Consider the following 23,234-nt stretch of genomic DNA (forward strand, 5'->3'; position numbering starts at 1 on the left):
GCCCAATCCGCATGGTGCCCAGCAGTTTGCTCGCGTCACGCCCTAGCCGGACGACGTGGTTCGGTCAGCTGCGAGCAGGGATCCGAATACGCTGGCGGCGACGGCGATCGCGTCGGCCTGGCCGAGGACGACACCACGAAGTTCGGGATGGCTGTCGAGATGTGCTTGCGCGTCCTGCGCTGTGGTGTGGAAGGCAATCGACTCGCATGCAGTGTCGGCCAGGGTTCCGGGGCAATCGGTTCGGCTGATCACTACCACGGCGGAGGAAGGTTGCCATATCCAGTCGCTACCGTGGCGTCGAATCTGTATCCGCGTTTGGCTGACGGGATCGGCGGAGTAGATGACGCCGTCGCTTCCGCTCATCAGCGGGATACCGAGCGCGTCGATGGCGCACATCGCTGCGACCGGAGGGCGCCCGGTCAGATGGGCGGTATGCGTGGTGGGCCTACCCGAGAAGGGGTAGGCGACCTCGATGTCTCCGTCAGCCGCGGTGTGCACCAGGTCGTCGGATTCCAGTCGGTACAACGCGTCGTCGAGTTCGACGCCCAGCGCAGTGGCTGTCATGCGTAGGTCGTCACGGTGACATCGGCCATGGTCGAGGAAGCGGCGCAGTACAGCTCGGTGTAGTTCCCGGATCACCGGTGGGAGGTGCTGGGCGGCGGTAGCCGGCGACTCGGGCGTATTCGCGAACCGGTCGGCCATCAGGATTCCGTCGTCGTGGGCGCGTTGGCCCGCAATGCGTCGAAAACCCGCGACGGCGTGGGTAAGTCGAGTCTGCACGCACTGCCGATAGCTGGTCCGGCCTCGGGTCGCATCACGTCAACCCCGTCGACCAGGACCGTCGGTGACGGATAGCTACCGACACGGTCGATTATCGGCATGTCGATGCCCAACCATGCCAGGCATTCGGTGATCGTCGCCCTGGCGGCGGCGGCATTGGGGCATCCCGGAGAGATGAGTAGCTCAATCCGCATAGTGGTTCAGTCCGCAGCGGTCGACGTTGTGGCGGCGGCTGTTTCGATGTCATGCAAGATCGGGCAATCCGGTTTGGCGGGGTGCCGATCACAGGTCGCGGTCAGTCGGTCGAGCGCATCGCGCATAGCCGCGAGTTGCTCGATGCGCTGCTGCAGCTCGGCGAGCCGGGCGCGGGCCAACGCCCTCGCTTCGTCGCACGAGTTGAGACCGCCCTCGGCCAGAGACAACAGATCCTTGATGTCATCGAGGGTGAATCCAAGCCGCTGTGCATGCTTGACGAACCGCACAACCCGCACCGCGTCCGGCGTGTAGGTCCGGTAACCCGATGGGGTCCGCCGGGGTTCGGGCAGCAAACCGCGGCGTTCGTAGTAGCGCAGCGTTTGAACGTTGACCTGCGTCTGCCTGGCGACCTCGCTGGTTCTCACCTCTCAAGCATGAACCTTGTACTCAACTACATAGTCAAGCCGGCGACGACATGCCGATAGCCCTGGAAGAAGATCGCCGCGGTACCACCGGGCGGCCGACGGTGAATCGGGGTCTGTACCGAATTCATATCGGCATCGTCGCGGCGCAACGCAGAACCGCCCGGCAGTGGAGGACCTCAGCAGCTGAACGCCGTTCCCACCCCGTCGGGCGGCGGCACCGGGCGCAGGCAACCGAACGGCTCGACGCCGCCGGCGCTGAGCCGCACCGCGGACTGGTGGGCGTAGTTCACGCAGAACAGCCCGGCTTGGCCGGCGCGGCAGCGGTAGTCGCCGAAGGACAATGAGTCCCCGTCGGCCAACTCGGGTCCGTTGCCGTTGACGAACGGCCCGGGGTCACCGCGGGACGCTCCGACCTGCAATTTCACCCCGTCGAAGTCGACCCAGCCGCCCTTCCAGTCGCCGTAGGCCGTGGCGGGAGCGGGCGGGGGATTGGTCAGGCTGACCAGACACACCAGCGCGCTGCCGGTGTGTTTGGAGTCGGTCAGACACGACGCTTTGCCGGACTGGGTGGCAAACGCAATGTCGCCGCCCAGCTCGGTGGTGACACCGTCGCGGCTCACGCTGTGATAGCGCACTGGATCGGCCGGCCTGCCTGCTTCGATCCAGGCGATGACGGCCGAGATCGGGGCGCCGGCCGCCGGTGCGGCGGACCCGGCCGCCGGTTTGCTCGTCGGCGACGACGCCGACGCCGACGACGACGCCGACGTCACGGCGCCGGCCGGCGTGCTGGTTGGCGATTGCCCCGGCCGGCCGCCGATGTCGTGCGAGCACCCGGCGACCAGCAATGGCACTGCGACCAGCATCGCGATCCGCATCGATTCAGGCTAGCGGCCTCGGCGTGGCTCAAGGTGCTGCCCGTCCGGTGTGCCCGGCGAATCCGCTAACGTCGGGTTATGCACGAGCGCACCGTCCGCGCACGCACGGTCACCGGTATCGTCGAGGGCTTCACCCGCGACGGCGTGCACCGCTGGCGATCCATCCCCTACGCCAAGCCGCCGGTGGGGCCGCTGCGCTTCCGGGCGCCGCAGCCGGCGCAGCCCTGGTCCGGTGTGCGGCACTGCCACGGGTTCACCAACTGCGCGCCCCAGCAGCGTCGCTACACGATGCTCGGCGTTGGCAAGTACCAGCCGATGAGCGAGGACTGTCTGACCCTCAACGTCGTCACGCCCGAAGCCCCCGCAACCGAACCGCTTCCGGTGATGGTCTTCATTCACGGCGGCGGCTACATCCTGGGCAGCTCGGCCACCCCGCTCTACGACGGCGCCGCGCTGGCGCGGCGGGGCTGCGTCTACGTGTCGGTCAACTACCGGTTGGGTGCGCTGGGCTGTCTGGACCTGTCGTCGCTGTCGACGGCCGACATCACCATCGACGGCAACCTGTACCTGCGCGATTTGGTGCTGGCGTTGCGATGGGTCCGGGACAACATCGCCCAGTTCGGTGGTGACCCCGACAACGTCACCATCTTCGGGGAAGCGCCGGCGCTCACATCACGGCCACATTGCTGGCCGTGCCAGCCGCGAAAGGCCTTTTTGGGCAGGCGATTTCGGAAAGTCCGGCGGCGGGCATGGTGCGTCCCCGCGAGCTGGCCGCTGAGTTCGCGGCACGCTTTGCCGATCTGCTGGGGGCACGCCCGCGCGATGCCGCCAGCGCGCTGCTCCGGGCGACCCCGGCTCAGCTGGTCCAAGCCCAGCACCGCCTGATCGAGCAGGGCATGCAGAAACGGTTGGGCGCCTTCCCGATCGGCCCTACCTTCGGCGACGACTGCCTGCCCGTCGATCCCGTCGAGGCGATGCGGTCCGGGCAATCGCATCAGGTGCCGCTGATCGTGGGCACCAACGCCGAAGAGGGCCGGTTGTTCACCCGCTTTCTCAAGATGCTGCCAACCAACAAGGCGATGATCGACGAACTACTGGCCGACGCGGAACCGGCTACCCGGCAACGCATTACCGCGGCCTACCCGGATTACCCCAAGCCGTCGGCATGCATCCAACTTGGCGGGGATTTCGCGTTCAACGCGGCCGCCTGGCAGATCGCCGAGGCGCACGGCGCGCACGCCCCCACCTATCTTTACCGCTACGACTACGCCCCGCGGGCTCTGCGCTGGTCCGGTTTCGGGGCTACCCACGCGACCGAACTGCTTGCCGTCTTCGATATCTACCGGACCACGTTCGGTGCGTTGCTGACCGCTGCCGCCGACCGCAGACATGCACTGCGGGTCAGTGACGACGTCATCAGGCGCTGGCGGTCTTTCAGCCAGACCGGTGTGCCGGGCGACGACTGGCCCGCCTATACGCACGCCGAGCGAGCCGTGCTGGTGATCGACCGCAAGTGTCGCGTCGAGTTCGATCCGCACCAGCACCGCCGGTTGGTCTGGGACGGCTTTTCGCTGGTGCAGTGACCATGGATCCCGATAACGAGCGCGTCATCGAACGACCCGACGATCTGACAGCGTCGTGGCTGAGCGGGGCGCTCGGTGCCGGCACTGTCACCGGTTTCACCGTCGAGCGCATCGGCACCGGACAGATGAGCGAGTGCTACCGCGTCGTGCCGACGTACGCCGCGGCCGGCGGCCCACCATCGGTAGTCCTCAAGGTCGCGGCCACCGACCCGATGAGCCGGCAGACCGGCCGCACGTTGGGCCTCTACCAACGTGAGGTCCGGTTCTACCGCGACATCGCGCCACGGCTCGATGGTCCGGTCGCCCCCTGTTACCACGCGGCGGTAGACGTGTCGACCGGCGCATTCGACCTGCTGCTCGGCGACGCTGGGCCGGCCGTGGTCGGCGACGAAATCGCCGGCGCCACAATGGAACAAGCCCGGCTTGCGGTCGCGGAGCTGGGACGGCTGCACGGGCCGGCGCTCGGCGACGCGACGCTGGCCGACGCGCCGTGGCTTAACCGTGACGCCCCGCTGAATCAGGCGATGATCGCTTCGCTCTACGGCAGCTTCGTCGAGCGTTACGGCGACCAGATCGCGCCCCGATGCCGGGACGTGTGCGACCGGCTGGTCGCCGCTTTCGACGGCTACCAACAAGGCGCTCAAGGCGCCATCCAGGGACTCGTACACGGCGACTACCGTTTGGACAACCTGCTTTTCGGCGAAGCCGGAGCCGACCGGGCGTTGACGGTCGTCGACTGGCAGACCGTCTCCTGGGGTCCGGCGATGACCGATCTGGCGTACTTCCTGGGCTGTGCGCTACCGACGCCAGATCGCCGGGCCCATTACCAGGACCTGCTGCGGACTTATCACCAAGCGCTGGGGCCCGAGCCGCCGATCAGCCTGACCGAGGTTGCCGAAGGTGTCCGTGGCCAGAGCTTTTTCGGCGTCATGATGGCAATCGTGTCGTCGATGCTGGTGGAGCGCACCGAGCGGGGTGACCGGTTGTTCATGACGATGCTGCAACGCCATTGCGACCACGTGCTGGACACCGACGCGTTGGCAACACTGCCGGCCGCCGAGCGACCCGAGCCGCTGCGGCCTTCGGACGACGACGAACTCGCCCACCCACCGACCGACGAACCGCTGTGGAGCGAGAGCTGGTACGCCGACTTCGTCGACGCGCCACAGGGATTGGGCGGCTGGTTCCGTCTCGGCCGGATAGCCGATCAGCACACCGCATGGGTGCATGCGCTGCTATGCGGACCCGACATGCCGACCGTGGCCGTCGTCGACGTCGATGTCTCGCTGCCCGACGACCCGTGGACGGTGCGCACCGACGCCATCGAGCTGGGTCACGCCGTCGGCGCACCGCTGCAGACGTATCGCGTCGACCTGCAGGCGCGCGGTCAGGCATATGCCGACCCCGCGGCATTGTTGCGCGGGGAGCCCGGAGATCCGGTCGAGGTCACGATGCGCCTGGTGTGGACCACCGACGGCCGTCCTTATCGGTATCGAATGACGTCGCGCTACGAAATCCCTTGCACCGTATCGGGAACCGTCACCGTCGATGGGACCGGCTACCGCTTCGACTCCGTTCCCGGGCAACGCGACCACTCCTGGGGCGTGCGCGATTGGTGGGGCATGGACTGGATGTGGAGTGCCGTGCACCTCGACGACGGCACCCACCTGCACGGTGTCCGAATCCAAATCCCGGGCGCACCGGCCTTCAGTGTCGGCTACGTTCAGGACGCTGACGGGCTACTTACCGAGCTGCAGACGGTGAGCATTCAAGATAGCTTCGGCCCCAACGGTTTACCACTGCGCGCGATACTAAGCCTAGATCCCGGTGAGCTGACCGTGGACGTCGAGGTACGCGCGCACGCACCGGTGCGGCTGGTGGCCGTCGACGGGCGGGTAAGCCAATTCCCGCGCGCCTGGGCCGCTGTCAGCACCGCCGACGGCCGCAGCGGTGTGGGCTGGCTGGAATGGAATCGCAACCAGGCATGACCACGGCGCGCGCGTCGATGCGTTGTCCCATTGTGGTGATGGGTGTTTCCGGGTCCGGCAAGTCGACGGTGGGCGCTGCCCTCGCCCGGCGGCTGGGCATGCCGTTCCTGGATGCCGACACGCTGCATCCACCGGCAAATGTCGCCAAGATGGCCACCGGCCAACCGCTGGACGACGACGATCGCTACCCCTGGCTGCGACGGGTGGGGGAGTGGCTGGCCGCCCACCGGGACGGCGGCGTGGTCAGCTGTTCGGCGCTCAAACGGAGCCACCGCGATCAATTGCGAGCGCATTGCCCGCAGCTGCGATTTCTGCATCTGAGCGGCTCGGCGGAACTGATCGCCCGGCGGCTGGCCGGCCGAACCGAGCACTTCATGCCGGCTGCGCTGCTGCGCTCGCAGCTGGACACGCTGGAGCCGCTCGCCGGCGACGAGTCGGGTGTCGTCGTGGATCTAAGTCAGGACGTCGATGCGATCGTCGAGCGCTTCCTGGCTAGCTCCGGCGGCGCTTACCCTGGCGCTTGACCTGCTCACGTGCGGTGTCGGCCAGATCGCTGCCGCGTGCCACCGCCGTGTCGGCGAGCTGGGAACCCTGGTGACGCACGGTATCGGCGAGTTCCAGGCGGCGCTGCCGGGCCTTGCTGGCCAGCTTTTCGCCCCGGGCGCGCGCCGCCTCGGCCAGCGGCGCTCCTTTTTCGGCCGCGGTACCGGCCAGATGGCGGCCGCGTTCCAGGGCGGCTTCGGCGTAGGGCGCGCTCTTTTCGGCGGCTGTCTCGGCCAGCTCCCGGCCACGCTCGGCTCCGGCCTTCAGGCCGTGCACGATCTTGTCGCCGAGCTCTCCTAGCTCAGTGCCCAGTACGGTGTCGTCGGATCCCGGCAACGTCGAGGACACCGCCTCGGAGAGGCGGCTCGCCGCGCGCCGGCCGCGCCACGCCAACGACGGCTTGCCCGCGGTGTCCGCCGAGGCGATGATCAACCCGCCCAGCAGGCTCAGGTCGGTCAGGAATTCGCGCCGCTTCTGCGCCTTGACCGCCGGATCGGGTTCGCTCCAAAACATATGGGCGCCAAGGTTGCCCGGAATCACGGTCAGCGCCAGCGCCGCCGAGGCGAAACGAGGTAGCCGGCCGGTGGCCAGCAGCACGCCACCCCCGATCTGGACGGCCGCGTTGATCTGAGCGAACGTCTCGGCATTGGAGGGAATGCTGCTGCCGACGGGATCGGGCAGCGTCCGCAATCCGCTCACGGTGGGCTGGGCGGCTTCCGCCGCGGGTTTCGGGTTGAGCAGCGACTCCACTCCCTGGCCGATGAACGCCGCTGACAGCATGGGTCGGGCGATTCTGCGAATCAACATGGGCGGGGTATTCCCCGGTCCGGGTGCCGGCAAACCGGCCGGGCCGTCGCCGCAGCCCCAAGCAGCCCGCAACCGCTGGGATTAGGGTGGACAACGTGCGAGCACTGATCATCGTCGACCTGCAGAACGATTTCTGCGAAGGCGGCTCGGTGCCGGTGGCGGGCGCCGACCGATTGGCCCGGGCGATCAATGACTATCTGGCCGGCCGGCCCGGTTACCGTCACGTGGTGGCCACCGAGGATTTCCACATCGATCCTGGCGACCACTTCTCCGACCGGCCGGACTATTGCTCGTCGTGGCCAGCGCACTGCCGCGCCGGAAGCCGCGGCGCCGACATCCATCCCGACCTCGACACCGGCCAACTCGAGGCCGTCTTCCGCAAGGGTGCCTACGGCGCCGCCTACAGCGGGGCCGAGGGTGTCGACGAGCACGGCACCACCCTGGTGGATTGGCTGCGGCAACGCGGGATCGACGAGGTCGACGTGGTCGGCGTCGCCACTGATCATTGCGTGCGGTGCACCGCCGAGGACATGGACCGCGCCGGCTTCGCGACTCGGGTGTTGGTCGACCTGACCGCGGGAGCGTCGGCCGACACCACCGACGAGGCGCTGACGCAGCTGCGCACCGCCGGCATCGCATTGATCCGGACCCGCTGATGGCGCTGCCGGATCGCGACGATCTCCTGGCCGCTGTCGAGCGGTCGCCGCGGGCCGCCGCAGCGCACGACCGCGCCGGCTGGGTAGGGCTGTTCACCGGCGACGGCCGGGTCCAAGACCCGGTGGGCTCGCAGCCGCACGTGGGCCACGAGCAGATCGGCCGCTTCTTCGACACTTTCATCGGTCCGCGAGATATCAAGTTCCACCGAGACCTCGACATCGTCTCCGCCCCGGTCGTCCTGCGCGACGTCGAACTCGAGGTGGAGATGGCACCCGCGGTGACGATGTTCGTTCCCGCCTTCTTGCGCTACGACCTGCGAAAGGTCAACGGCGACTGGAAGATTGCCGTTCTGCGGGCGTACTGGGACTTGCCGGCGATGATGCTGCAGTTCCTGCGGAGCGGAACGCCGGCGATGTCGCCGGCGTTGAAGCTGTCGCAGGGGCTGTTGGGCAATCAGGGCCTGCGCGGCACCGGCGGCTTCCTGGCCGGATTCCGCCGGGCGGGCGCACGTCGCCAGAAACTGGTGACGACATTTCTCGACGCGGTCGGGCGCGGTGACACCTACGCCGCTGGGCGTGCGCTGTCGCCTACTGCGGCAATGACTTTGGGTGATGACGAGGTACTGGACCCGGCCGAACTAGCACAACAGCTCCGTGGGGTCAGCTGGACGAAGATCAACGGCGCCGGATCAACGGTCACGGTGTCGCTGGCATCCGATCATGGGCGCGGGATCATGTTCGCCGAACTGCCGTGGCGCGGATGGCGCGGGAATCTGATCAACCGGATCCGTTACTTCCCGGCGTGATTCGGTGGGGGCGACGGTAGCGGTCACAGATCGCTGCGCACGGTGTGCGCCGCGGCGACCGACATCTGGGCGACCTCCTCGATGAGGTCGTTTCGGGACACGGTCAGCTTTCCGTCGAGCCAACTGGTGACGGCCTTCGCGGTGCCGGCCACGATCACCAGTGTGGCGAGCCGCAGCCGATGGTATTGGCTCTGGTCGCTGCCGGTCCCGGCGAGCAGCAGCTGGGTAAGCAGCTCGGCGAGTTCGTGCTCGGCCCCGCCGACGGTGTCTTTGAGCAGCTCGCTGCCGATCAGCTCGGTGAACAACCGCGCCTTGCGGGGATCATCGGTCAGCACCGTGATCACCCGACCGATACCCATCCGCGCGCGATCTATCAGCTCCGTGGCGGAATCTGTCATCGAATCGAGAACGCCGCTGCTGATTTCGGCGAGCAGACCCTGCGCCAGGGTCACGAACAGCTCGTCGCGGGTCCGGAAGCTTTCATAGAAGTACCGCTTCGACAGGCCGGCCTGCCGACTGACCGCCTCGATGGTCGTCGCCGCCATCCCGACGGTGCCGGCAACTTCCAGGCACCCCTCGAGCAACTGATTTCGGCGCAGGTCGCGTCGTTCCGCTGCGCTGACGCCGCGAAATGGCCTCACGACGCGGATCACGAAGTCATCTTGACACAGCATCGTGCTGCCCATGCTGCCTGGAGATGCTCGCGCCGTCCGTGTGAATTAGTGACTTTCGGCCCTACGGCCAAAACGTGACACCTGTCAACATTGTCGGAACCGTCCAGTTCCTACTTTGTGGCAGGGGACCCGATGCCGAGCCTTCCCACGATGCCGCGGGTTACCCTGTTCCGCCCGAGGAAACCCAATCCGGTCGTCCTGCCGCGGCCCAACGGCCCGTCGCGGCGATGGGGGCAATCCCAGACGACGTCGGCGCGACGACCCGTTCGGGTTGTCGAGGTCATCCGCGAGACCGACGATGCGGTGACGCTGGTGCTGGAGGTCACCGACGGGCGGCCGGTCGAGTTCCGCGCCGGGCAGTACCTGACGCACTGCTTCGACGTCGACGGCGTGACCGTCAAGCGCGCCTATTCGATCAGCGCGCCTGAGGGCGATCGACTGGCCTGCACCGTCAAGGCGATCGACGGCGGCGTCGTGTCAGGCTTCGTGCACCGCAACGTCGCTGCCGGATACGAGTACACGGTGCTGGGCCCATCGGGTGATTTCGTGCTTCCCGACATTGACGAAAATCACGCGGTGCCACTGGCGTTCCTGGCCGCCGGCAGCGGGATCACGCCGGTGATCGGCATGATCGAAACCGCACTGCGACAGTCGGCGGAACGCGAGATATCGCTGGTGTACGCGTCGCGGCGGCAAGGCGAGATCATCTTCGAGCGGCGACTGTCAGCGTTGGCCGCCGCATATCCGCGGCTGCGGGTGTTGCACGTGCTCTCGCAGCCGGCGCCGGCGTGGCCGGGAGAGGCCGGACGGCTCACCGGCGAACGTGCCGCCACGCTCTTGGCGGCAGGCTCGGACACCCAGGTATACCTCCGCGGCCCAACGGAATTGATGGACGTGACCACCGCCGCGCTGACGCGCGGCGGTGTCGACGCCGGTCGCATCCATCGAGAGCGGTTCTATGCGGCGCCCCATCACACCCGCACGCTGCCGACCGAACCGCACGATGTGGAGTTTCGCGTGACCGGTCGCACCGTCACCCAGCAGCCGGGCGAGACGATTCTGGAGGCGGGTCTGCGCAGCGGATTGAAGCTCAACTTCAGCTGCACCGTCGGCGGTTGCGCCGCATGCAAACTCAAAGTGATCAGCGGCGCGGTGGCCGTCGACGAACCGAACTGTTTGAGCGACCAGGAACGATCCGCTGGCTACATCCTCAGCTGCTCGGCCTACGCCCAAGAAAGCGTCGTCCTCGACGCCTAAAACCCCAGGAGGTTGGAGATGACTTCGACTGTGAAGACTTCGGTGGAATCGATGGTGCGCGGGCTACCGATCAAGGCGCAGAACAAGATTCACCAGACCCTCGACAGTGTCGGGTTGATGCTGTCGGTGCAGAACCCGAAAGTTGCCGTCTCCATGGCGCCTTCGGCGGTACGGGGACTGGTGCTGGGCAAAGGCAAGCGCGGCGATCACGTGGATATGCCTGCCCACCACAGTGCGCACTTTCGGCTCAATTACCAAAGCGACTTCGCCGAGATGTATGACCTCTATCGTCGCGCGGTGTCCAAGCAGTGGGACGGTGACGCCGACCTACCGTGGGACCTCGACGTCACCCCCGACAACCCCGACGCGCAAATCCTGCCGCGCAGCTTCGTGCCGTTCAAGGAAATCGAGGGATTCGGTGTTCGGCTGACGGCGCTGGAGGAGCGCCAACTGACCTGGGACATCGCGGCGTGGCTGCTCAGCCAGTTCATGCACGGTGAGCAGGGCGCCCTGTTCGCTTCGGCTCAGGTGACCGAGTGCGTGCATTGGACCGACGCGAAGCTCTACGGAGCAACCCAGGTCATGGACGAGGGCCGGCATCTCGAGGTGTTCCTGCGCTACCTCGACACCAAGCTCGAGAAGATCTACACCGTCAACGACAACCTCTTCGTCCTCATCGACGAGCTGATGACCGACGGCCGTTGGGATTTCAAGTTTCTCGGTATGCAGATCATGATCGAGGGCCTGGCGCTCGGCGCGTTCACCACCATCTTCCAGCAGACCCGTGAGCCGCTGCTCAAACAGCTGCTCAAGATGGTGATCCAAGACGAAGCCCGCCACGTGCACTATGGCGTGCTGGCGTTGCGCGACCACATCACCCAGAACATCTCGGAAAAGGAGCGGCGCGAGCGCGAAGACTGGGTCTATGAGGTGGCGCTGCTGATGCGCAACCGGTTCCTGATGCACGAGGTGTACGAAGAGTGGTTCTCCCACAAGGTGCCGCTCAGGGTCTGGGACCAACAGATGCTGGATTCGCCCAGCATGGTCAAGTTCCGCAGCATCATGTTCGAGCGGCTCATTCCCAACCTCGAATACATCGGGCTGATGAGCGACCGGATCAAGACCCATTACGAAAAGTCCGGGCTCACCCAATATCTGGGCGGCAAAAACGCCACCCAGCTCACCGAGGACGACCTGACCGTCGACGCGGGCGCCGGTTACGACGCCGACGAGATGCCGGCCGAATTGCAGGAGTTGGCGGCGGGGGCCGCGCCCTCGAGAGTCGGATAACGGATCGGGTCGGGCCGCTTGTTCGACCGTCACCGTCGTGTCACCGACAGGCGTCCTACCGGAATGTGACGGCAAGTACGCACACGTCGTCGTCGCGTGGCGGCGGCGCCAGAGCTGCGGTGAGGCTCTGGCACGCCTCGCGCAACGAGGTATGCGCCCGCCAGCCGGTGACGAGTTGCTCAGCCTGGGCCAGCGCCTTTTCGATGTCGTGGCCACGCCGGTCGATCAGGCCGTCGGTGTACATCACCAGGATGTCGCCGGCTTCGATGAGCGCCTGGTCCTGCTCGTAGGCGGCGTGACGGCGCGGGCCTAACACCGGTCCACGCCCCCCGCCGAGCCGGACGACCTTGCCAGTGCCGCAACGGCGCAGCAGCGACGGCGGATGACCGGCGGAACCGTAATGCAGCACGCCGGATCCGGGGTCGAAGATCGCCACCGTCATGGTGGCGAACTTCCCGTGGCTGGCATGGCCGGTGAAGATGTTCAGTTCGGCAAGCAGCTGGGACGGCGGCAGCCCCTGAACCGCCAGTGCTCGCCCGGCCGCGCGGAGCTGGGCCATGTCCTCCACCGCCGCCAGACCATGGCCCACCACATCACCGACCGCCAGGTAGGTCCGGTTCTTCGGCAGCGACATCGCGTCCCACCAGTCCCCGCCCAGGCCATGAGTCACATCGGCGGGCTGGTAGCACACCGCCAGGTCCAGGCCCGCGATCTCGGGCGGACACGCCGGCAGCACGGCCGCCTGCAGCACCGCCGCCCGGGTGTGCTCGTCAGCGTAGGCACGGGCACGGATCAGTGCTTGGGTGACCATGGACGCCACCGCGGAGACGAACGAGCGCTGGGTAGCGTCCAGCGGCTGGGACCGGCTCCACACCAGCTCCAACACGCCGATGCGGGTTTGGCCGACGGTCAATGGCCACACACCCACCGAGGCAATGCCGGCCGCCATCGTCCAGTGCGCGGTGTCGGGGTAACGCCGCTGATACTCAACTTCGTCGCGGATCAATACCGGGATCCCGGTGCCCATCGCGTCGGTGGCCGCGCACGACTGAGTCAACGGCAGGCCATCGGCAAACTGCGTCACGATGGGCGGCAGCTCGCCGGCCATGTGCATCCAATGCAGGGTGTTGCCGTCGTCGCTGACCAGTCCCAGCGCCAAAGCATGCACCCCGGCATACGTGCGCACCTCCACGGAGGTGGCCCGACCGATCTCCTCGGGGGTCAGCGCGGCCGCGAGTGACTCGCCCAGCCGCGCCAACGATTCCAGGCGGGTCCGTTCGCGCTGTTCGGCCTGTCGCTGCCTGATCGCGGAGATCCGTCCAGCGGCTTCTTGGCCGATCAGCAGGGAAACCAACATGATGACCGCGATAAATCCCTGTGTGGCAGCCAGCCGGGCCGGCCCCGGCAGCGGCGCCGCGGCAAACGCGCCCCGGCCGGCGGCGGTCATGTAGTTGGCCGCGACCGCCAACACCGCGCTGGCCAGGGCCGCGCCGATGACCTCCAGCCGAAACGCCGCCCAGGCCAGCACGGGCAGCAGTAACAACGCCGGTGGTGAACGAATCGAAAATGCGGCCACCGACAACGCGGCGGCAAGGACGACCACCAGCGTCGTTTCCACCCGCCGGGCAGCCAGGAGCTGGCGCTGGCGCGGCCACAGAAGCGCCGGTGCACCGACCACCAACGCACCCAGCCCGTCGGCGGCCACCCAGCGCGCCACGCCACCTGGCCACCAGATTCCCGCGTACGCCACACCGACCACCGCACCCAGCAGCCCGCCGACCAACGGGCCCAACACACATGCCCCGGCGACATAGCGGGCAAGATCGGTGCGCCGCCGCAGGTCCGGCGCACCCCCACACCATGCTCGGACCAACGACGCACCCACCAACGGCTCGATCGCGTTGGCCGCGGCAAGCCCGGCAGCCGCCAACATGTCCATCCCGTGGTGCGCATCGACCACAAGCTCGGCGGCCACGATCGCGGCGACGACCGCCGCCCAGCGCGCCCGATTGGTCAGCAGCATCGCGGCCACCGTCACGCCCGCGGGCGGGAAAAACGCGAATCCCACCGCGGGACCGAAAGCCTGCCACGAGTCCGCGCCCGCCGAAGCTCCGACCGCGGCGATGCCCGACGAATGCCACGCCAATTCCGCGCCACCGCCGTAGAGCACCGCGACCACGCCGAATAGGCCCGCGATCGACCACCAGTCGGCGAGGCGATGTCGGGGGCGTGGCCGGAGCCCAGCCGGCGGCGACGGCGGAGTCACCGGCACTGTGAACCTCCCGCGAAGCCGATGGGGTTGCTGATGCCCGTTCCGCGGGCGTTATCGGTGCGACGGTGCTTGGCGCTATCGCGCATTTCGCTCCTGTGCCGGTCGTCCGGATCGCACTGCTGGCCGCGGGCCCCGATTACCCAGCTAAGCCAACCAACCGCACTGCCGACAAATCATCGGCCATCGTCGGATGGCGCGTCAACAAGAAAAACAGCCGCCGCGGGCATCTCTGAGCAAACACGCCGGCCTGTCGTCGGCGCCGCAATGCCGCCGAGGGTGCGCCGAAGGCGGTGTGGATCGGTGGGCCGGGAATGACTTCCCAAGTGTTGCAACAATTCTGCCAACCGGGCACTCGGATATCTCGCCGACAACCCACGACGATGACATAAGGTCGGCACAGGAGTCGACGCCCAGAACCGGGAGCAACATGTTCGACAAGCCGTTTGCGCGGCGGCGCCTGTTGCGGGGAGCGGGTGCACTCAGCGTGGCGTCGTTGGCGCCGTGGCCCGCCGGGTGTGCCTCCGACGACGACGCCTTGACCTTCTTCTTTGCAGCCAATCCCGACGAAGCGGACGCTCGGATGCGCATCGTCGAGGAGTTTTGCCGCCGCCACCCCGACATCAAGGTGCGGACCTTGCTGTCCGGTCCGGGGCCGCTGCAGCAGATATCGACGTTCTGCGCCGGCGGCAAATGTCCCGATGTGCTGATGGCGTGGGAGTTGAGCTACGCCGGATTGGCTGACCGGGGTGTGCTGCTGGATCTGAACACCATGCTGGCGCGGGATCCCGGCTTCGCCGCCGAGCTGTCATCGGACGGCATTGGGCCACTGTATGAGACGTTCACCTACAACGGCGGCCAATACGCCTTTCCGGAGCAATGGTCGGGAAATTACCTGTACTACAACAAGCGGCTTTTCGCCGCGGCCGGCATTCGGCCACCGCCCACCAGTTGGGAGCGGCCGTGGACTTTTGCCGAATTTCTCGACGCGGCTCGCGCGCTCACCAAGCGCGATGCCGCGGGACGGGTCAGCCAGTGGGGGTTTGTCGACACCTTCGTCCCGACCCTCTCCGCCGGACTGTTCGCCATGAACAACGGGGTGCCGTGGTCGTCGCCGAGAATGAACCCGTCGCATCTCAACTTCGACAACGCCGCCTTCATCGAAGCCGTCCAGTTCTACGCCGACCTGACCAACAAGCACCAGGTGGCGCCCACCGCGTCCGAGCTGCAGTCGACGGCCACGCCGGAGTTGTTCTCGCGGGGCATGGCGGCGATGGCACTGGGCGGGCACTGGCGCTACCAGACGTTCGACCGCGCCGGCGGCCTGGATTTCGATGTGACCGCGCTGCCGTTGGGCCCACAGGGGCACGCGCCCCGCTCCAATATCGGCGCCACCGGATTGGCCATCGCTGCCAGTTGTCAGCGCCGGGAGCAGGCCTGGGAGTTCGTCAAGTTCGCGACCGGACCCGTGGGTCAGGCGTTGATCGGCGAAACCAACCTTTTCGTGCCGGTCGTGTGGTCTGCGATCAACTCGGCCGGATTCGCCAATGCACACAGTAGGGTTGACAATCTCGCCGTACTCACCGGAGGACCGAGCCATTCCCAGGGCCTGCCCATCACCCCGGCGTGGCCGAAGGTCTACGCCCTGATGGAACGCAGCATGGGACCGGTACTACGCGGATCCCGCCCGGCGATATCGCTGACCGGGCTGTCGCGAGCCGTCGATGAGGTGCTGCGCGGCCCGTGACATCGATCGACACGCCGGGGACCGCGAAGCGCCCCACCAGGCCGAGCCTCTGGCGCCGCCGGCCGTGGGCCGGGCGACTGTTCGTCGCGCCGAATCTGGCTGCCGTCGTGGTGTTCATGCTGTTCCCGCTCGGGTTCTCGCTGTACATGAGCTTTCAGAGCTGGGACCTGTTCACCCCGCCAAAGTTTGTGGGTCTGCGGAATTTCCGCGACTTGTTCACCGCTGACCCGTTGTTTCTCATCGCGGTGCGCAACACGGCGATCTTCACTGTCGGGACGGTTGCCCCGACCGTTCTCATCAGCCTCGCCATCGCCGGCGTGCTGAACCGGAAAGCCAAGGGCATCGGCATCTTTCGGACGATCACGTTCTTACCGCTGGCCATTTCGTCGGTGGTGATGGCGGTGATCTGGCAATTCGTCTTCGATACCAACAACGGATTGCTCAACATCATGTTGGGCTGGGTGGGCATCGGCCCGATCCCCTGGCTGATCGAACCCAGGTGGGCCATGGCCTCGCTGTGTCTGGTCAGTGTGTGGCGAAGCGTGCCGTTTGCCACCGTCGTGCTGCTGGCCGCGATGCAGGGGGTTCCTGAAACCGTTTACGAGGCAGCCAAAATCGACGGCGCCGGCGAGATACGGCAGTTCGTGTCGATTACGGTGCCGTTGATCCGCGGCGCGATGTCGTTCGTCGTGGTCATCTCGATCATCCACGCATTCCAGGCTTTCGATCTGGTCTACGTTCTCACCGGGGCGAACGGGGGACCGGAAACCGGAACCTATGTCTTGGGCATCATGCTCTTCCAAAACGCCTTTGGATTCCTGGAATTCGGTTACGCGTCGGCGCTGGCCTGGGTGATGTTCGCCGTCTTGCTGATGTTGACCGTGCTTCAGCTGCGCCTCGCGCGGCGCCGCTCGTGGGAGGCTTCCCGTGGGCTCGGCTGATCGAGTGGTCATCCGCAACGTTGTTCGCGCCCTGGCCCTGTACACGGCGCTGATCGCGATCGCCTGGTGCGCCCTGTTCCCGATCGTGTGGGCCCTGTCGGGCTCGTTGAAGAGCGAAGGCGAGGTGAGCCAACCGACGTTGATCCCCGACCATCCGCAGTGGTCCAACTACGGCGACGTATTCGCGCTGATGCCGTTCTGGCGAATGTTTTTCAACACGGTGCTGTATGCCGGCTGCGTCACCGCCGGTCAGGTGTTCTTCTGCTCGCTCGCCGGATACGCCTTCGCGCGACTGCACTTTCGCGGCCGCGACACCTTGTTCGTCATGTATCTGGGCACGCTGATGGTGCCGCTGACGGTCACCGTGATTCCGCAGTTCATTCTCATGCGCGTGCTGGGATGGGTGGACACACCGTGGGCGATGATCGTTCCGGGGTTGTTCGGTAGCGCCTTCGGCACCTACCTCATGCGGCAGTTCTTCCGCACTCTGCCGGCCGATCTCGAAGAGGCGGCGATTCTGGACGGTTGCTCGCCCTGGCAGATCTACTGGCGGATCCTGTTGCCGCATGCTAGGCCGGCGGTGATGGTGCTGGCGGTGCTCACCTGGGTGAGTGTGTGGAACGATTTTCTGTGGCCGCTGCTGATGATCCAACGCAACAGCCTGGCCACGCTGACCCTGGGCCTGGTGCGGTTGCGCGGCGAATACGTGGCGCGCTGGCCGGTTTTCATGGCGACGTCGATGCTGATCCTGCTGCCGTTGGTGCTCGTCTACGCGGTGGCGCAGCGCTGGTTTATCCGGGGTATCGCCGCGACCGGACTCGGCGGCTAGCCGCATGGCCACGGTGAGTTTCGAGGAGGCGACCCGGCGGTACCCCGGCGCAGACCGGCCCGCACTGGACCGTCTGGATCTCGTCGTCGGCGACGGTGAGTTCGTGGTGCTGGTCGGACCGTCCGGATGCGGCAAGACCACGTCGCTGCGGATGGTGGCCGGTTTGGAGAAACTGGATTCGGGCAGGATCCGGATCGGCGACCGGGACGTCACCAATGTCGATCCCAAGGATCGCGATGTCGCCATGGTCTTCCAGAACTACGCCCTCTACCCGCACATGACGGTGGCGCAGAACATGGGATTCGCGTTGAAGGTCGCCAAGACGCCGAAGCCGCAGATTCGCCAACGAGTGCTGGCCGCCGCGAAATTGCTTGATTTGCAACCATACCTGAACCGCAAGCCCAAGGACCTGTCCGGCGGACAACGCCAGCGGGTGGCAATGGGGCGCGCCATTGTGCGCCGTCCGCAGGTGTTCCTGATGGACGAGCCGTTGTCCAACCTCGACGCCAAGCTGCGGGTGCAAACCCGCAATCAGATCGCCGCATTGCAACGTCAACTCGGTACCACGACGGTCTATGTCACCCATGATCAGGTGGAGGCCATGACGATGGGCGACCGGGTCGCGGTGCTGTGCGACGGGGTGCTGCAACAGTGCGCGCCGCCGCGGGAACTCTACCGCAACCCGGACAACGTGTTCGTCGCCGGATTCATCGGCTCCCCGGCGATGAATCTGTTCACCCTGCCGATCGCCGATTCCGCAGTGACGCTTGGCGATTGGTCTATCGGTATACCACGCGAGATAGCCGCCGCCGCAGCGGAGATTGTCGTCGGCATTCGTCCCGAACATTTCGAGGTGGGCAATGTCGGCGTCGAAATCGAGGTCGACGTGGTGGAGGAGCTCGGCGCCGACGCCTATCTGTATGGCCGGATCAGTGGGGCAGGTCAGCTCGCCGGTCAGGCGATCGTCGCTCGCACGGACGGCCGTCTGCCGCCCGAGCGTGGCGGCCGGGTGCGGCTGCACCCTCAACCCGGTCAACTGCACTTCTTCGGAGCCGACGGCCGTCGGATTGCCTGACCTCGGTGTGCCGCATACCGGTAACTGCCCATGATGCGGCTATGGTGACGCCGGTGAGCACCCAACGTGTCGATCTGGTCTGCGAAGGCGGCGGGGTCCGGGGGATCGGACTGGTCGGTGCGGTGGACGCGCTGGGCGCGGCCGGCTACCGGTTTCCCCGTGTCGCAGGGACCAGCGCCGGTGCGATCGTCGCGTCACTGGTCGCCGCGCTGCAGGTTGCGGGGGAACCGCTGACGCGTCTTTCCGAGATCATGCGCAGCATCGACTACTCGAAGTTCCTCGACCGCAGTCTTATCGGACGGGTGCCGTTGATCGGCGGGGTGCTCTCGCTGCTGACGTCGGACGGCGTGTATCAGGGAACCCATCTGGAACAGCTGCTCACCGGTTTGCTAGCCGACTTGGGTGTGCGCACTTTCGCCGACCTGCGTACCGGCGACGAGCCGGAACAATTCGCCTGGTCGCTGGTGGTCACCGCCAGCGACCTCTCGCGGCGGCGCCTGGTTCGCATCCCGTGGGATCTGGACTCCTATGGCATTGACCCGGACGACTTTTCGGTCGCGCGCGCGGTCCATGCCTCGTCGGCGATCCCGTTCGTGTTCGAGCCGGTTCGGGTCGCCGGCGCGACGTGGGTGGACGGAGCACTGCTGTCGAACTTTCCGGTGGGGCTGTTCGACCGGTCCGACGGCGGGCCGGAGTGGCCGACCTTCGGGATCCGGCTGTCGTCGCGTCCGGGAATTCCGCCCACGCATCCGGTTCATGGGCCGGTGTCGTTGGGCCTCGCCGCGATTGAGACGTTGGTCAGCAATCAGGACAACGCCTACATCGACGACCCGTGTACCGTGCGGCGCACGATCTTCGTCCCGGCCGATGAGATCAGCCCGATCAACTTCGATATCACCGCCGAACAACGCGAGGCCCTGTACCAGCGCGGGTTGCAAGCCGGTCAAGAGTTTCTGCGGACCTGGAACTACCCCGACTACATCGCGGCGTGCGGCGGCCCCGCCACCCCGTTGGACTAAGCGCACCGGGCCAACGGTCGAAGCGGCTCGGGCGGTCAGCTCATGCGTTGTGCGAGGGTGCGGTGTCCGGGTCCGCCGAGGTCGGCGAGGGCCGCCGGCCTGCCGGCCATGGCCATCAGCAACGCCTCACCGGGCCCGGTCACTTCGGGCCCGCTGCCGTGTGCCCAGTCGACGTCGGTTGCCCGTAGCCGCAGTTCCTTGATCCGTGGCCGAGCACCAAGCCGGGGATTCTTCGGCACCAACTTCAGCACGCGGACGAGTCGCTCGGCGGCAATGGTGCGGGGCCGACCGAGTGGGCGTCGAATGTCTTGGTGGTGGATCATTCCGTCGACCAGTGCGATCATTCCGTCGAAACGCGCTGTGAGCCCCCGTGGTTGGAGGTGTTGGCCGACGAACTCCAGCAATTCCGGTGGGGTAAGCGCGGAAAATTCTTGGACGCCGACTTCGTTGGCCCGTACCAGCCGGCCCTTGACGAACCGCTTCAACAGCCCCGGCGAGTTGAGTTCTTCGTAGCTGAACATATGCGCGACAACATCTTTGACGCTCCATCCGGCGCACAGGCTGGGTGTGGCCCATTGCTGTGGGGTCAGGGACGCCAGAAATTCCGCCAGTTCTGCGCGCTCGGCACGGGCCATGCTCATCATGGTGGCTTGCGCGCCCTCACCGTCGATGCTCATGGCCGCACCTCGACACCGAACAGGCCGGCATAGCGGTGCAGGTACAACGGCCAACCGGCCTCGCCGTCGACGCCGGCTGCCACCGATTCCCAGCCCGGACCGTGTCGGTCGAGGTGACGGTGCTCCAGGTCCACCCGGGTCGTCTCGGTGGACTCGGCGGTGAACCGGACCTCGACTTCGCTGGTCTTGGACAGATCGGTCTCGGGCTGCCAGGTGGGGCCGATATCCCAGGTGAACACCACCCGATTGGGCGGTTCGCAGACCAGCACGCGGGCCCATCTGCACACGCTGCCGTCAACGCCACGGTCGTAGATATGCCCGCCCGCGTGGCATTCGAATACCGTTTCGGCGATCGGCACCCGGAGCAGGTTGTGCTCGCGGGGCTTGAAGTCGCCGAACCGAGCGGTGAACACCCTGAATGCGCGCTCGATCGGGGCATTGACGACGACATGGTGGTGGATTGCGGTGCTTCCCGGACGTGTCATACGCCGTCTCCTTCGATGTCGATGGTCTGTGCGTAGGTGGTCAGGGCTTGTGTCCAGAATCGGTCGAGGTCGGCGCGTAATGCCTCGAGACCGGTCGGGTCGAGCTGGTAGACCCGACGCGTGCCCGCGGCGCGGTCGCAGACCAGTCCGGCTGCCTTGAGCACCTTGAGGTGCTGTGACACCGCCGGCCGGCTGACGGGCAGGTCGCGAGCCAGTTCACCGACGGCCGACGGACCATGAGCAAGGCGTTCCATGATGGCCCGCCGAGTCCCGTCGGCCAGAGCCTGCCACGCCTGGGCGCCCACTTGGTAAGTAACCACGAACCGTAAGTCTATGCTTACCAATACTGGGATTCAAGAGCGGGTTGGCTGTGGCGAGCCGCCGATGTCCTCCGTGCTGAAGGGCGTCGAGCGTGCGTTAATGGCGTCGAGTGTGCGCTGGCGCCGCCGACTGTGCCGTCAGGGCGGCCGATCGTGGATGTTTCCGCCCTACATGGACAGTCAAAGCCGTCACCGCACACTCGATACGGCGGCATGCCAGCCGATACGGTGAGCACGTGCGACTTCCCCCGAACGCCTGCTACCACAAGCGGTTGAGCGAGGGTGCGGTATTGGCGTGCCGAAAACAGAGCCAGGCAGCCAAGGCAGCGCAACAGGACATCGTAGACCAGCCGCATTCGTGGTCACCATGAATTTCCGAGTGAGGCAGGCATTTTCGCTGAGCAGCCACGGCGCGCCGCAACCGCGTCCGGCGAGCGACTGCCTAGTATTGCCGCGTGCTGGATCGTTATGGCAGCGACGTCTTGTCCGGGGGAGGGCGGCGCAGGCCGCGATCGGGGGAGCATCCGGTCGAGATCGGCATGGTGGTCGAGGACGCCCAAACCGGCTACGTCGGCGCCGTGGTCCGAGTCGAATACGGCCGCATCGACCTCGAAGACCGCCACGGTAAGACCCGCGGTTTCCCGCTCGGGCCCGGTTACCTCATCGACGGTCGACCGGTAATCCTCACTGCCCCGCGCCGCCCGGCGCCGGTCACACCGAAGCGCACGGCATCCGGGTCGGTCGCGGTCCCCCGCGCCCGCGCTCGGGTTGCCCGTGCCAGCCGGATCTATGTCGAGGGCCGTCACGATGCCGAGCTCATCGCCCAGGTCTGGGGGGAAGACCTGCGCATCGAAGGCGTTGTGGTGGAGCACCTCGGCGGCGTCGACGACCTGGTGCGCATCGTCGCCGATTTCCGGCCCGGACCGCGCTGCCGACTCGGCGTTCTCGTGGACCACCTCATCCCCGGCTCGAAAGAGGCCCGCATTGCCGACGCGGTGCGTCAGGGACCGGGTGGCTCGGACACCCTGGTCGTCGGTCACCCTTATGTCGACATCTGGCAGGCCGTCAAACCGCACCGGCTCGGCCTGAAGGCGTGGCCGAACGTACCCCGGCACATCGAGTGGAAGCACGGAGTCTGTCAGGCACTGGGCTGGCCGCACGCCGACCAGGCGGACATCGCCACGGCGTGGCGGCGCATCCGGTCGACGGTCCGCGACTGGAACGATCTGGAGCCCGCGCTGATCAGCCGGGTCGAAGAACTGATCGACTTCGTTACCCAGCCTGCCGTCTAGCTGCCCAGGCCACCCGCTGGCAGTAGGAAAACTGCGCACCGCCACGTTTCATCCAGGTGAGCTTTGTGTCGATCGTGTAAAAGACTTCCGATCGTCGTCACGTCTGCGCGTCTGCCGAGCACTAAAGCTTGACCCCGAAAACTATTTGATTTGGAAAGAAACGGAGGAATGGACATGACCGACATGCTTGTCATCGATGCCGAAGGCCTGGACCGACTGTCGTGCAACGCCAAGACCGACCCCAGCACCGGCAAGAAGACCCTGAAAGCCAAGACGGTGTGTGAGAGCGGCTTTCGCAACATGACCTACGTGCGCGACCTGGCGCCCATGCTCGTGGGCGAGCCCCCCGCGCTGCTGGGTGACGACTCGGCGCCCAACCCCTCGGAGACGACGTTGGCGGCCCTGGGATCCTGCATCTCGGTGGGCCTGCTGGCCAACGCCACCCACCGTGGCGTGACCCTGACCAAGATCGAGGTCGAGATGGAAGGCGACATCGACATCTCCGCCGTGTGGGGCGTCGGCGACACCCCGGCCGGCAAGGTCCTCGGCTTCACCTCGGTGCGCTGCCGCGTCACCTTGGCCGGAGATGCCGACGATGCGACGCTGCAGGAGATCCACGACAACGCGATCGCCTGGTCGCCCGTGGTGAACACGTTCCGCCGTCCGGCCACCGTCGACTCGACCCTGACCATCGACTAGGC

23 protein-coding genes and 1 pseudogene are annotated in these 23,234 nt (G+C 66.6%); 14 read left to right on the plus strand and 10 right to left on the minus strand.

Annotated elements, in window-relative coordinates:
* Positions 1 to 42: 42 nt before the first annotated feature.
* From merB to BST40_RS08525, 4 genes are all read right to left on the minus strand, one after another.
* Positions 43 to 702: an alkylmercury lyase family protein gene (merB, locus tag BST40_RS08510; protein WP_075549077.1), complete on the minus strand. Its 660-nt coding sequence runs from the start codon at positions 700 to 702 to the stop codon at positions 43 to 45.
* Positions 702 to 974 carry an alkylmercury lyase gene (locus BST40_RS08515; protein ID WP_083154011.1) on the minus strand — a complete coding sequence of 91 codons (273 nt, stop codon included), beginning with the start codon at positions 972 to 974 and terminating at the stop codon, positions 702 to 704. The genes merB and BST40_RS08515 overlap by 1 nt, the downstream gene beginning before the upstream one ends.
* Positions 975 to 980: 6 nt before the next feature.
* The gene (locus BST40_RS08520) at positions 981 to 1,400 is read right to left on the minus strand and encodes a heavy metal-responsive transcriptional regulator (protein WP_083154013.1); all 420 of its coding nucleotides are present in this window, start codon (positions 1,398 to 1,400) and stop codon (positions 981 to 983) included.
* A gap of 176 nt (positions 1,401 to 1,576) precedes the next feature.
* Positions 1,577 to 2,275: a hypothetical protein gene (locus tag BST40_RS08525; RefSeq protein ID WP_075549074.1), complete on the minus strand. Its 699-nt coding sequence runs from the start codon at positions 2,273 to 2,275 to the stop codon at positions 1,577 to 1,579.
* Between the two features lie 78 nt (positions 2,276 to 2,353).
* Here BST40_RS08525 and BST40_RS08530 point away from each other — a divergent pair.
* From BST40_RS08530 to BST40_RS08540, 3 genes and pseudogenes are all read left to right on the plus strand, one after another.
* Positions 2,354 to 3,858 (plus strand): annotated as a pseudogene (locus tag BST40_RS08530) (carboxylesterase/lipase family protein).
* A 2-nt stretch (positions 3,859 to 3,860) separates the two neighbouring features.
* Positions 3,861 to 5,846, plus strand: a complete 1,986-nt coding sequence (locus BST40_RS08535; protein ID WP_075549072.1) for a DUF7064 domain-containing protein — start codon at positions 3,861 to 3,863, stop codon at positions 5,844 to 5,846.
* Positions 5,825 to 6,370: a gluconokinase gene (locus BST40_RS08540; protein ID WP_240316424.1), complete on the plus strand. Its 546-nt coding sequence runs from the start codon at positions 5,825 to 5,827 to the stop codon at positions 6,368 to 6,370. Before BST40_RS08535 ends, BST40_RS08540 begins: the two co-directional genes overlap by 22 nt.
* Here the strand turns inward: BST40_RS08540 and BST40_RS08545 are convergent.
* Entirely contained in the window at positions 6,339 to 7,196 is an 858-nt protein-coding gene (locus BST40_RS08545; RefSeq protein ID WP_075547934.1) for a DoxX family protein, read from the minus strand. The genes BST40_RS08540 and BST40_RS08545 overlap by 32 nt on opposite strands.
* A 95-nt stretch (positions 7,197 to 7,291) precedes the next feature.
* Here BST40_RS08545 and pncA point away from each other — a divergent pair, with 95 nt between their 5' ends.
* Both pncA and BST40_RS08555 read left to right on the plus strand, forming a co-directional pair.
* Entirely contained in the window at positions 7,292 to 7,852 is a 561-nt protein-coding gene (pncA, locus tag BST40_RS08550) for a pyrazinamidase PncA (protein ID WP_075547945.1), read from the plus strand.
* Positions 7,852 to 8,658, plus strand: a complete 807-nt coding sequence (locus BST40_RS08555) for a ketosteroid isomerase family protein (RefSeq protein ID WP_083154016.1) — start codon at positions 7,852 to 7,854, stop codon at positions 8,656 to 8,658. The genes pncA and BST40_RS08555 overlap by 1 nt, the downstream gene beginning before the upstream one ends.
* 23 nt (positions 8,659 to 8,681) lie before the next feature.
* On the opposite strand, the gene BST40_RS08560 is transcribed toward BST40_RS08555, so the two are convergent.
* Positions 8,682 to 9,311: a TetR/AcrR family transcriptional regulator gene (locus BST40_RS08560; protein WP_158006359.1), complete on the minus strand. Its 630-nt coding sequence runs from the start codon at positions 9,309 to 9,311 to the stop codon at positions 8,682 to 8,684.
* A 171-nt stretch (positions 9,312 to 9,482) separates the two neighbouring features.
* Here BST40_RS08560 and BST40_RS08565 point away from each other — a divergent pair, with 171 nt between their 5' ends.
* Both BST40_RS08565 and BST40_RS08570 read left to right on the plus strand, forming a co-directional pair.
* Entirely contained in the window at positions 9,483 to 10,589 is a 1,107-nt protein-coding gene (locus BST40_RS08565; RefSeq protein ID WP_158083998.1) for a ferredoxin--NADP reductase, read from the plus strand.
* Between the two features lie 18 nt (positions 10,590 to 10,607).
* Complete coding sequence (locus BST40_RS08570) at positions 10,608 to 11,879, plus strand: ferritin-like domain-containing protein (RefSeq protein ID WP_075547931.1); 1,272 nt, start codon at positions 10,608 to 10,610, stop codon at positions 11,877 to 11,879.
* A 55-nt stretch (positions 11,880 to 11,934) separates the two neighbouring features.
* On the opposite strand, the gene BST40_RS08575 is transcribed toward BST40_RS08570, so the two are convergent.
* Entirely contained in the window at positions 11,935 to 14,145 is a 2,211-nt protein-coding gene (locus BST40_RS08575; protein ID WP_240316423.1) for a PP2C family protein-serine/threonine phosphatase, read from the minus strand.
* Between the two features lie 433 nt (positions 14,146 to 14,578).
* Between BST40_RS08575 and BST40_RS08580 the strand changes: the two genes are divergently transcribed.
* The 5 genes from BST40_RS08580 to BST40_RS08600 are packed head-to-tail and all read left to right on the plus strand — an operon-like array spanning position 14,579 to position 19,759.
* Entirely contained in the window at positions 14,579 to 15,895 is a 1,317-nt protein-coding gene (locus BST40_RS08580) for an ABC transporter substrate-binding protein (RefSeq protein WP_075547929.1), read from the plus strand.
* A gap of 5 nt (positions 15,896 to 15,900) precedes the next feature.
* Positions 15,901 to 16,836 carry a carbohydrate ABC transporter permease gene (locus BST40_RS08585; protein WP_371687231.1) on the plus strand — a complete coding sequence of 312 codons (936 nt, stop codon included), beginning with the start codon at positions 15,901 to 15,903 and terminating at the stop codon, positions 16,834 to 16,836.
* Positions 16,823 to 17,665, plus strand: a complete 843-nt coding sequence (locus BST40_RS08590; RefSeq protein WP_075547927.1) for a carbohydrate ABC transporter permease — start codon at positions 16,823 to 16,825, stop codon at positions 17,663 to 17,665. The genes BST40_RS08585 and BST40_RS08590 overlap by 14 nt, the downstream gene beginning before the upstream one ends.
* A 4-nt stretch (positions 17,666 to 17,669) precedes the next feature.
* A complete protein-coding gene (locus tag BST40_RS08595) occupies positions 17,670 to 18,740 on the plus strand; it encodes an ABC transporter ATP-binding protein (RefSeq protein ID WP_075547926.1) in 1,071 nt (356 codons plus the stop codon).
* 44 nt (positions 18,741 to 18,784) lie between these two features.
* On the plus strand, positions 18,785 to 19,759 hold the full coding sequence (locus tag BST40_RS08600; RefSeq protein ID WP_089025071.1) for a patatin-like phospholipase family protein: 975 nt from the start codon (positions 18,785 to 18,787) through the stop codon (positions 19,757 to 19,759).
* A 35-nt stretch (positions 19,760 to 19,794) separates the two neighbouring features.
* Here the strand turns inward: BST40_RS08600 and BST40_RS08605 are convergent, their stop codons facing one another.
* From BST40_RS08605 to BST40_RS08615, 3 genes are read right to left on the minus strand one after another with little or no spacing between them, the layout of a single operon-like run.
* Entirely contained in the window at positions 19,795 to 20,436 is a 642-nt protein-coding gene (locus BST40_RS08605; RefSeq protein ID WP_075547924.1) for a maleylpyruvate isomerase family mycothiol-dependent enzyme, read from the minus strand.
* Entirely contained in the window at positions 20,433 to 20,921 is a 489-nt protein-coding gene (locus BST40_RS08610) for an SRPBCC family protein (RefSeq protein ID WP_075547923.1), read from the minus strand. The genes BST40_RS08605 and BST40_RS08610 overlap by 4 nt, the downstream gene beginning before the upstream one ends.
* Positions 20,918 to 21,241, minus strand: a complete 324-nt coding sequence (locus BST40_RS08615; protein WP_075547922.1) for an ArsR/SmtB family transcription factor — start codon at positions 21,239 to 21,241, stop codon at positions 20,918 to 20,920. The genes BST40_RS08610 and BST40_RS08615 overlap by 4 nt, the downstream gene beginning before the upstream one ends.
* A 455-nt stretch (positions 21,242 to 21,696) precedes the next feature.
* Here BST40_RS08615 and BST40_RS08620 point away from each other — a divergent pair, with 455 nt between their 5' ends.
* Both BST40_RS08620 and BST40_RS08625 read left to right on the plus strand, forming a co-directional pair.
* Positions 21,697 to 22,533: a DUF3097 domain-containing protein gene (locus tag BST40_RS08620; RefSeq protein ID WP_083154019.1), complete on the plus strand. Its 837-nt coding sequence runs from the start codon at positions 21,697 to 21,699 to the stop codon at positions 22,531 to 22,533.
* Positions 22,534 to 22,707: 174 nt separating this feature from the next.
* Positions 22,708 to 23,232 (plus strand): OsmC family protein, encoded by a 525-nt coding sequence (locus BST40_RS08625; RefSeq protein ID WP_075547943.1) that lies wholly within the window; start codon positions 22,708 to 22,710, stop codon positions 23,230 to 23,232.
* Positions 23,233 to 23,234: the final 2 nt, after the last annotated feature.

Source organism: Mycobacterium persicum (genome assembly GCF_002086675.1).
Classification (GTDB): domain Bacteria; phylum Actinomycetota; class Actinomycetes; order Mycobacteriales; family Mycobacteriaceae; genus Mycobacterium; species Mycobacterium persicum.

Excerpts from the sequence above, each read along its gene's own strand:
- merB (WP_075549077.1), bottom strand. The coding sequence starts at position 702 with ATGGCCGACCGGTTCGCGAATACGCCCGAGTCGCCGGCTACCGCCGCC.
- BST40_RS08515 (WP_083154011.1), bottom strand. The coding sequence starts at position 974 with ATGCGGATTGAGCTACTCATCTCTCCGGGATGCCCCAATGCCGCCGCC.
- BST40_RS08525 (WP_075549074.1), bottom strand. The coding sequence starts at position 2,275 with ATGCGGATCGCGATGCTGGTCGCAGTGCCATTGCTGGTCGCCGGGTGC.
- BST40_RS08535 (WP_075549072.1), top strand. The coding sequence starts at position 3,861 with ATGGATCCCGATAACGAGCGCGTCATCGAACGACCCGACGATCTGACA.
- BST40_RS08540 (WP_240316424.1), top strand. The coding sequence starts at position 5,825 with ATGGAATCGCAACCAGGCATGACCACGGCGCGCGCGTCGATGCGTTGT.
- BST40_RS08545 (WP_075547934.1), bottom strand. The coding sequence starts at position 7,196 with ATGTTGATTCGCAGAATCGCCCGACCCATGCTGTCAGCGGCGTTCATC.
- BST40_RS08555 (WP_083154016.1), top strand. The coding sequence starts at position 7,852 with ATGGCGCTGCCGGATCGCGACGATCTCCTGGCCGCTGTCGAGCGGTCG.
- BST40_RS08565 (WP_158083998.1), top strand. The coding sequence starts at position 9,483 with ATGCCGCGGGTTACCCTGTTCCGCCCGAGGAAACCCAATCCGGTCGTC.
- BST40_RS08570 (WP_075547931.1), top strand. The coding sequence starts at position 10,608 with ATGACTTCGACTGTGAAGACTTCGGTGGAATCGATGGTGCGCGGGCTA.
- BST40_RS08580 (WP_075547929.1), top strand. The coding sequence starts at position 14,579 with ATGTTCGACAAGCCGTTTGCGCGGCGGCGCCTGTTGCGGGGAGCGGGT.
- BST40_RS08595 (WP_075547926.1), top strand. The coding sequence starts at position 17,670 with ATGGCCACGGTGAGTTTCGAGGAGGCGACCCGGCGGTACCCCGGCGCA.
- BST40_RS08605 (WP_075547924.1), bottom strand. The coding sequence starts at position 20,436 with ATGAGCATCGACGGTGAGGGCGCGCAAGCCACCATGATGAGCATGGCC.
- BST40_RS08610 (WP_075547923.1), bottom strand. The coding sequence starts at position 20,921 with ATGACACGTCCGGGAAGCACCGCAATCCACCACCATGTCGTCGTCAAT.
- BST40_RS08625 (WP_075547943.1), top strand. The coding sequence starts at position 22,708 with ATGACCGACATGCTTGTCATCGATGCCGAAGGCCTGGACCGACTGTCG.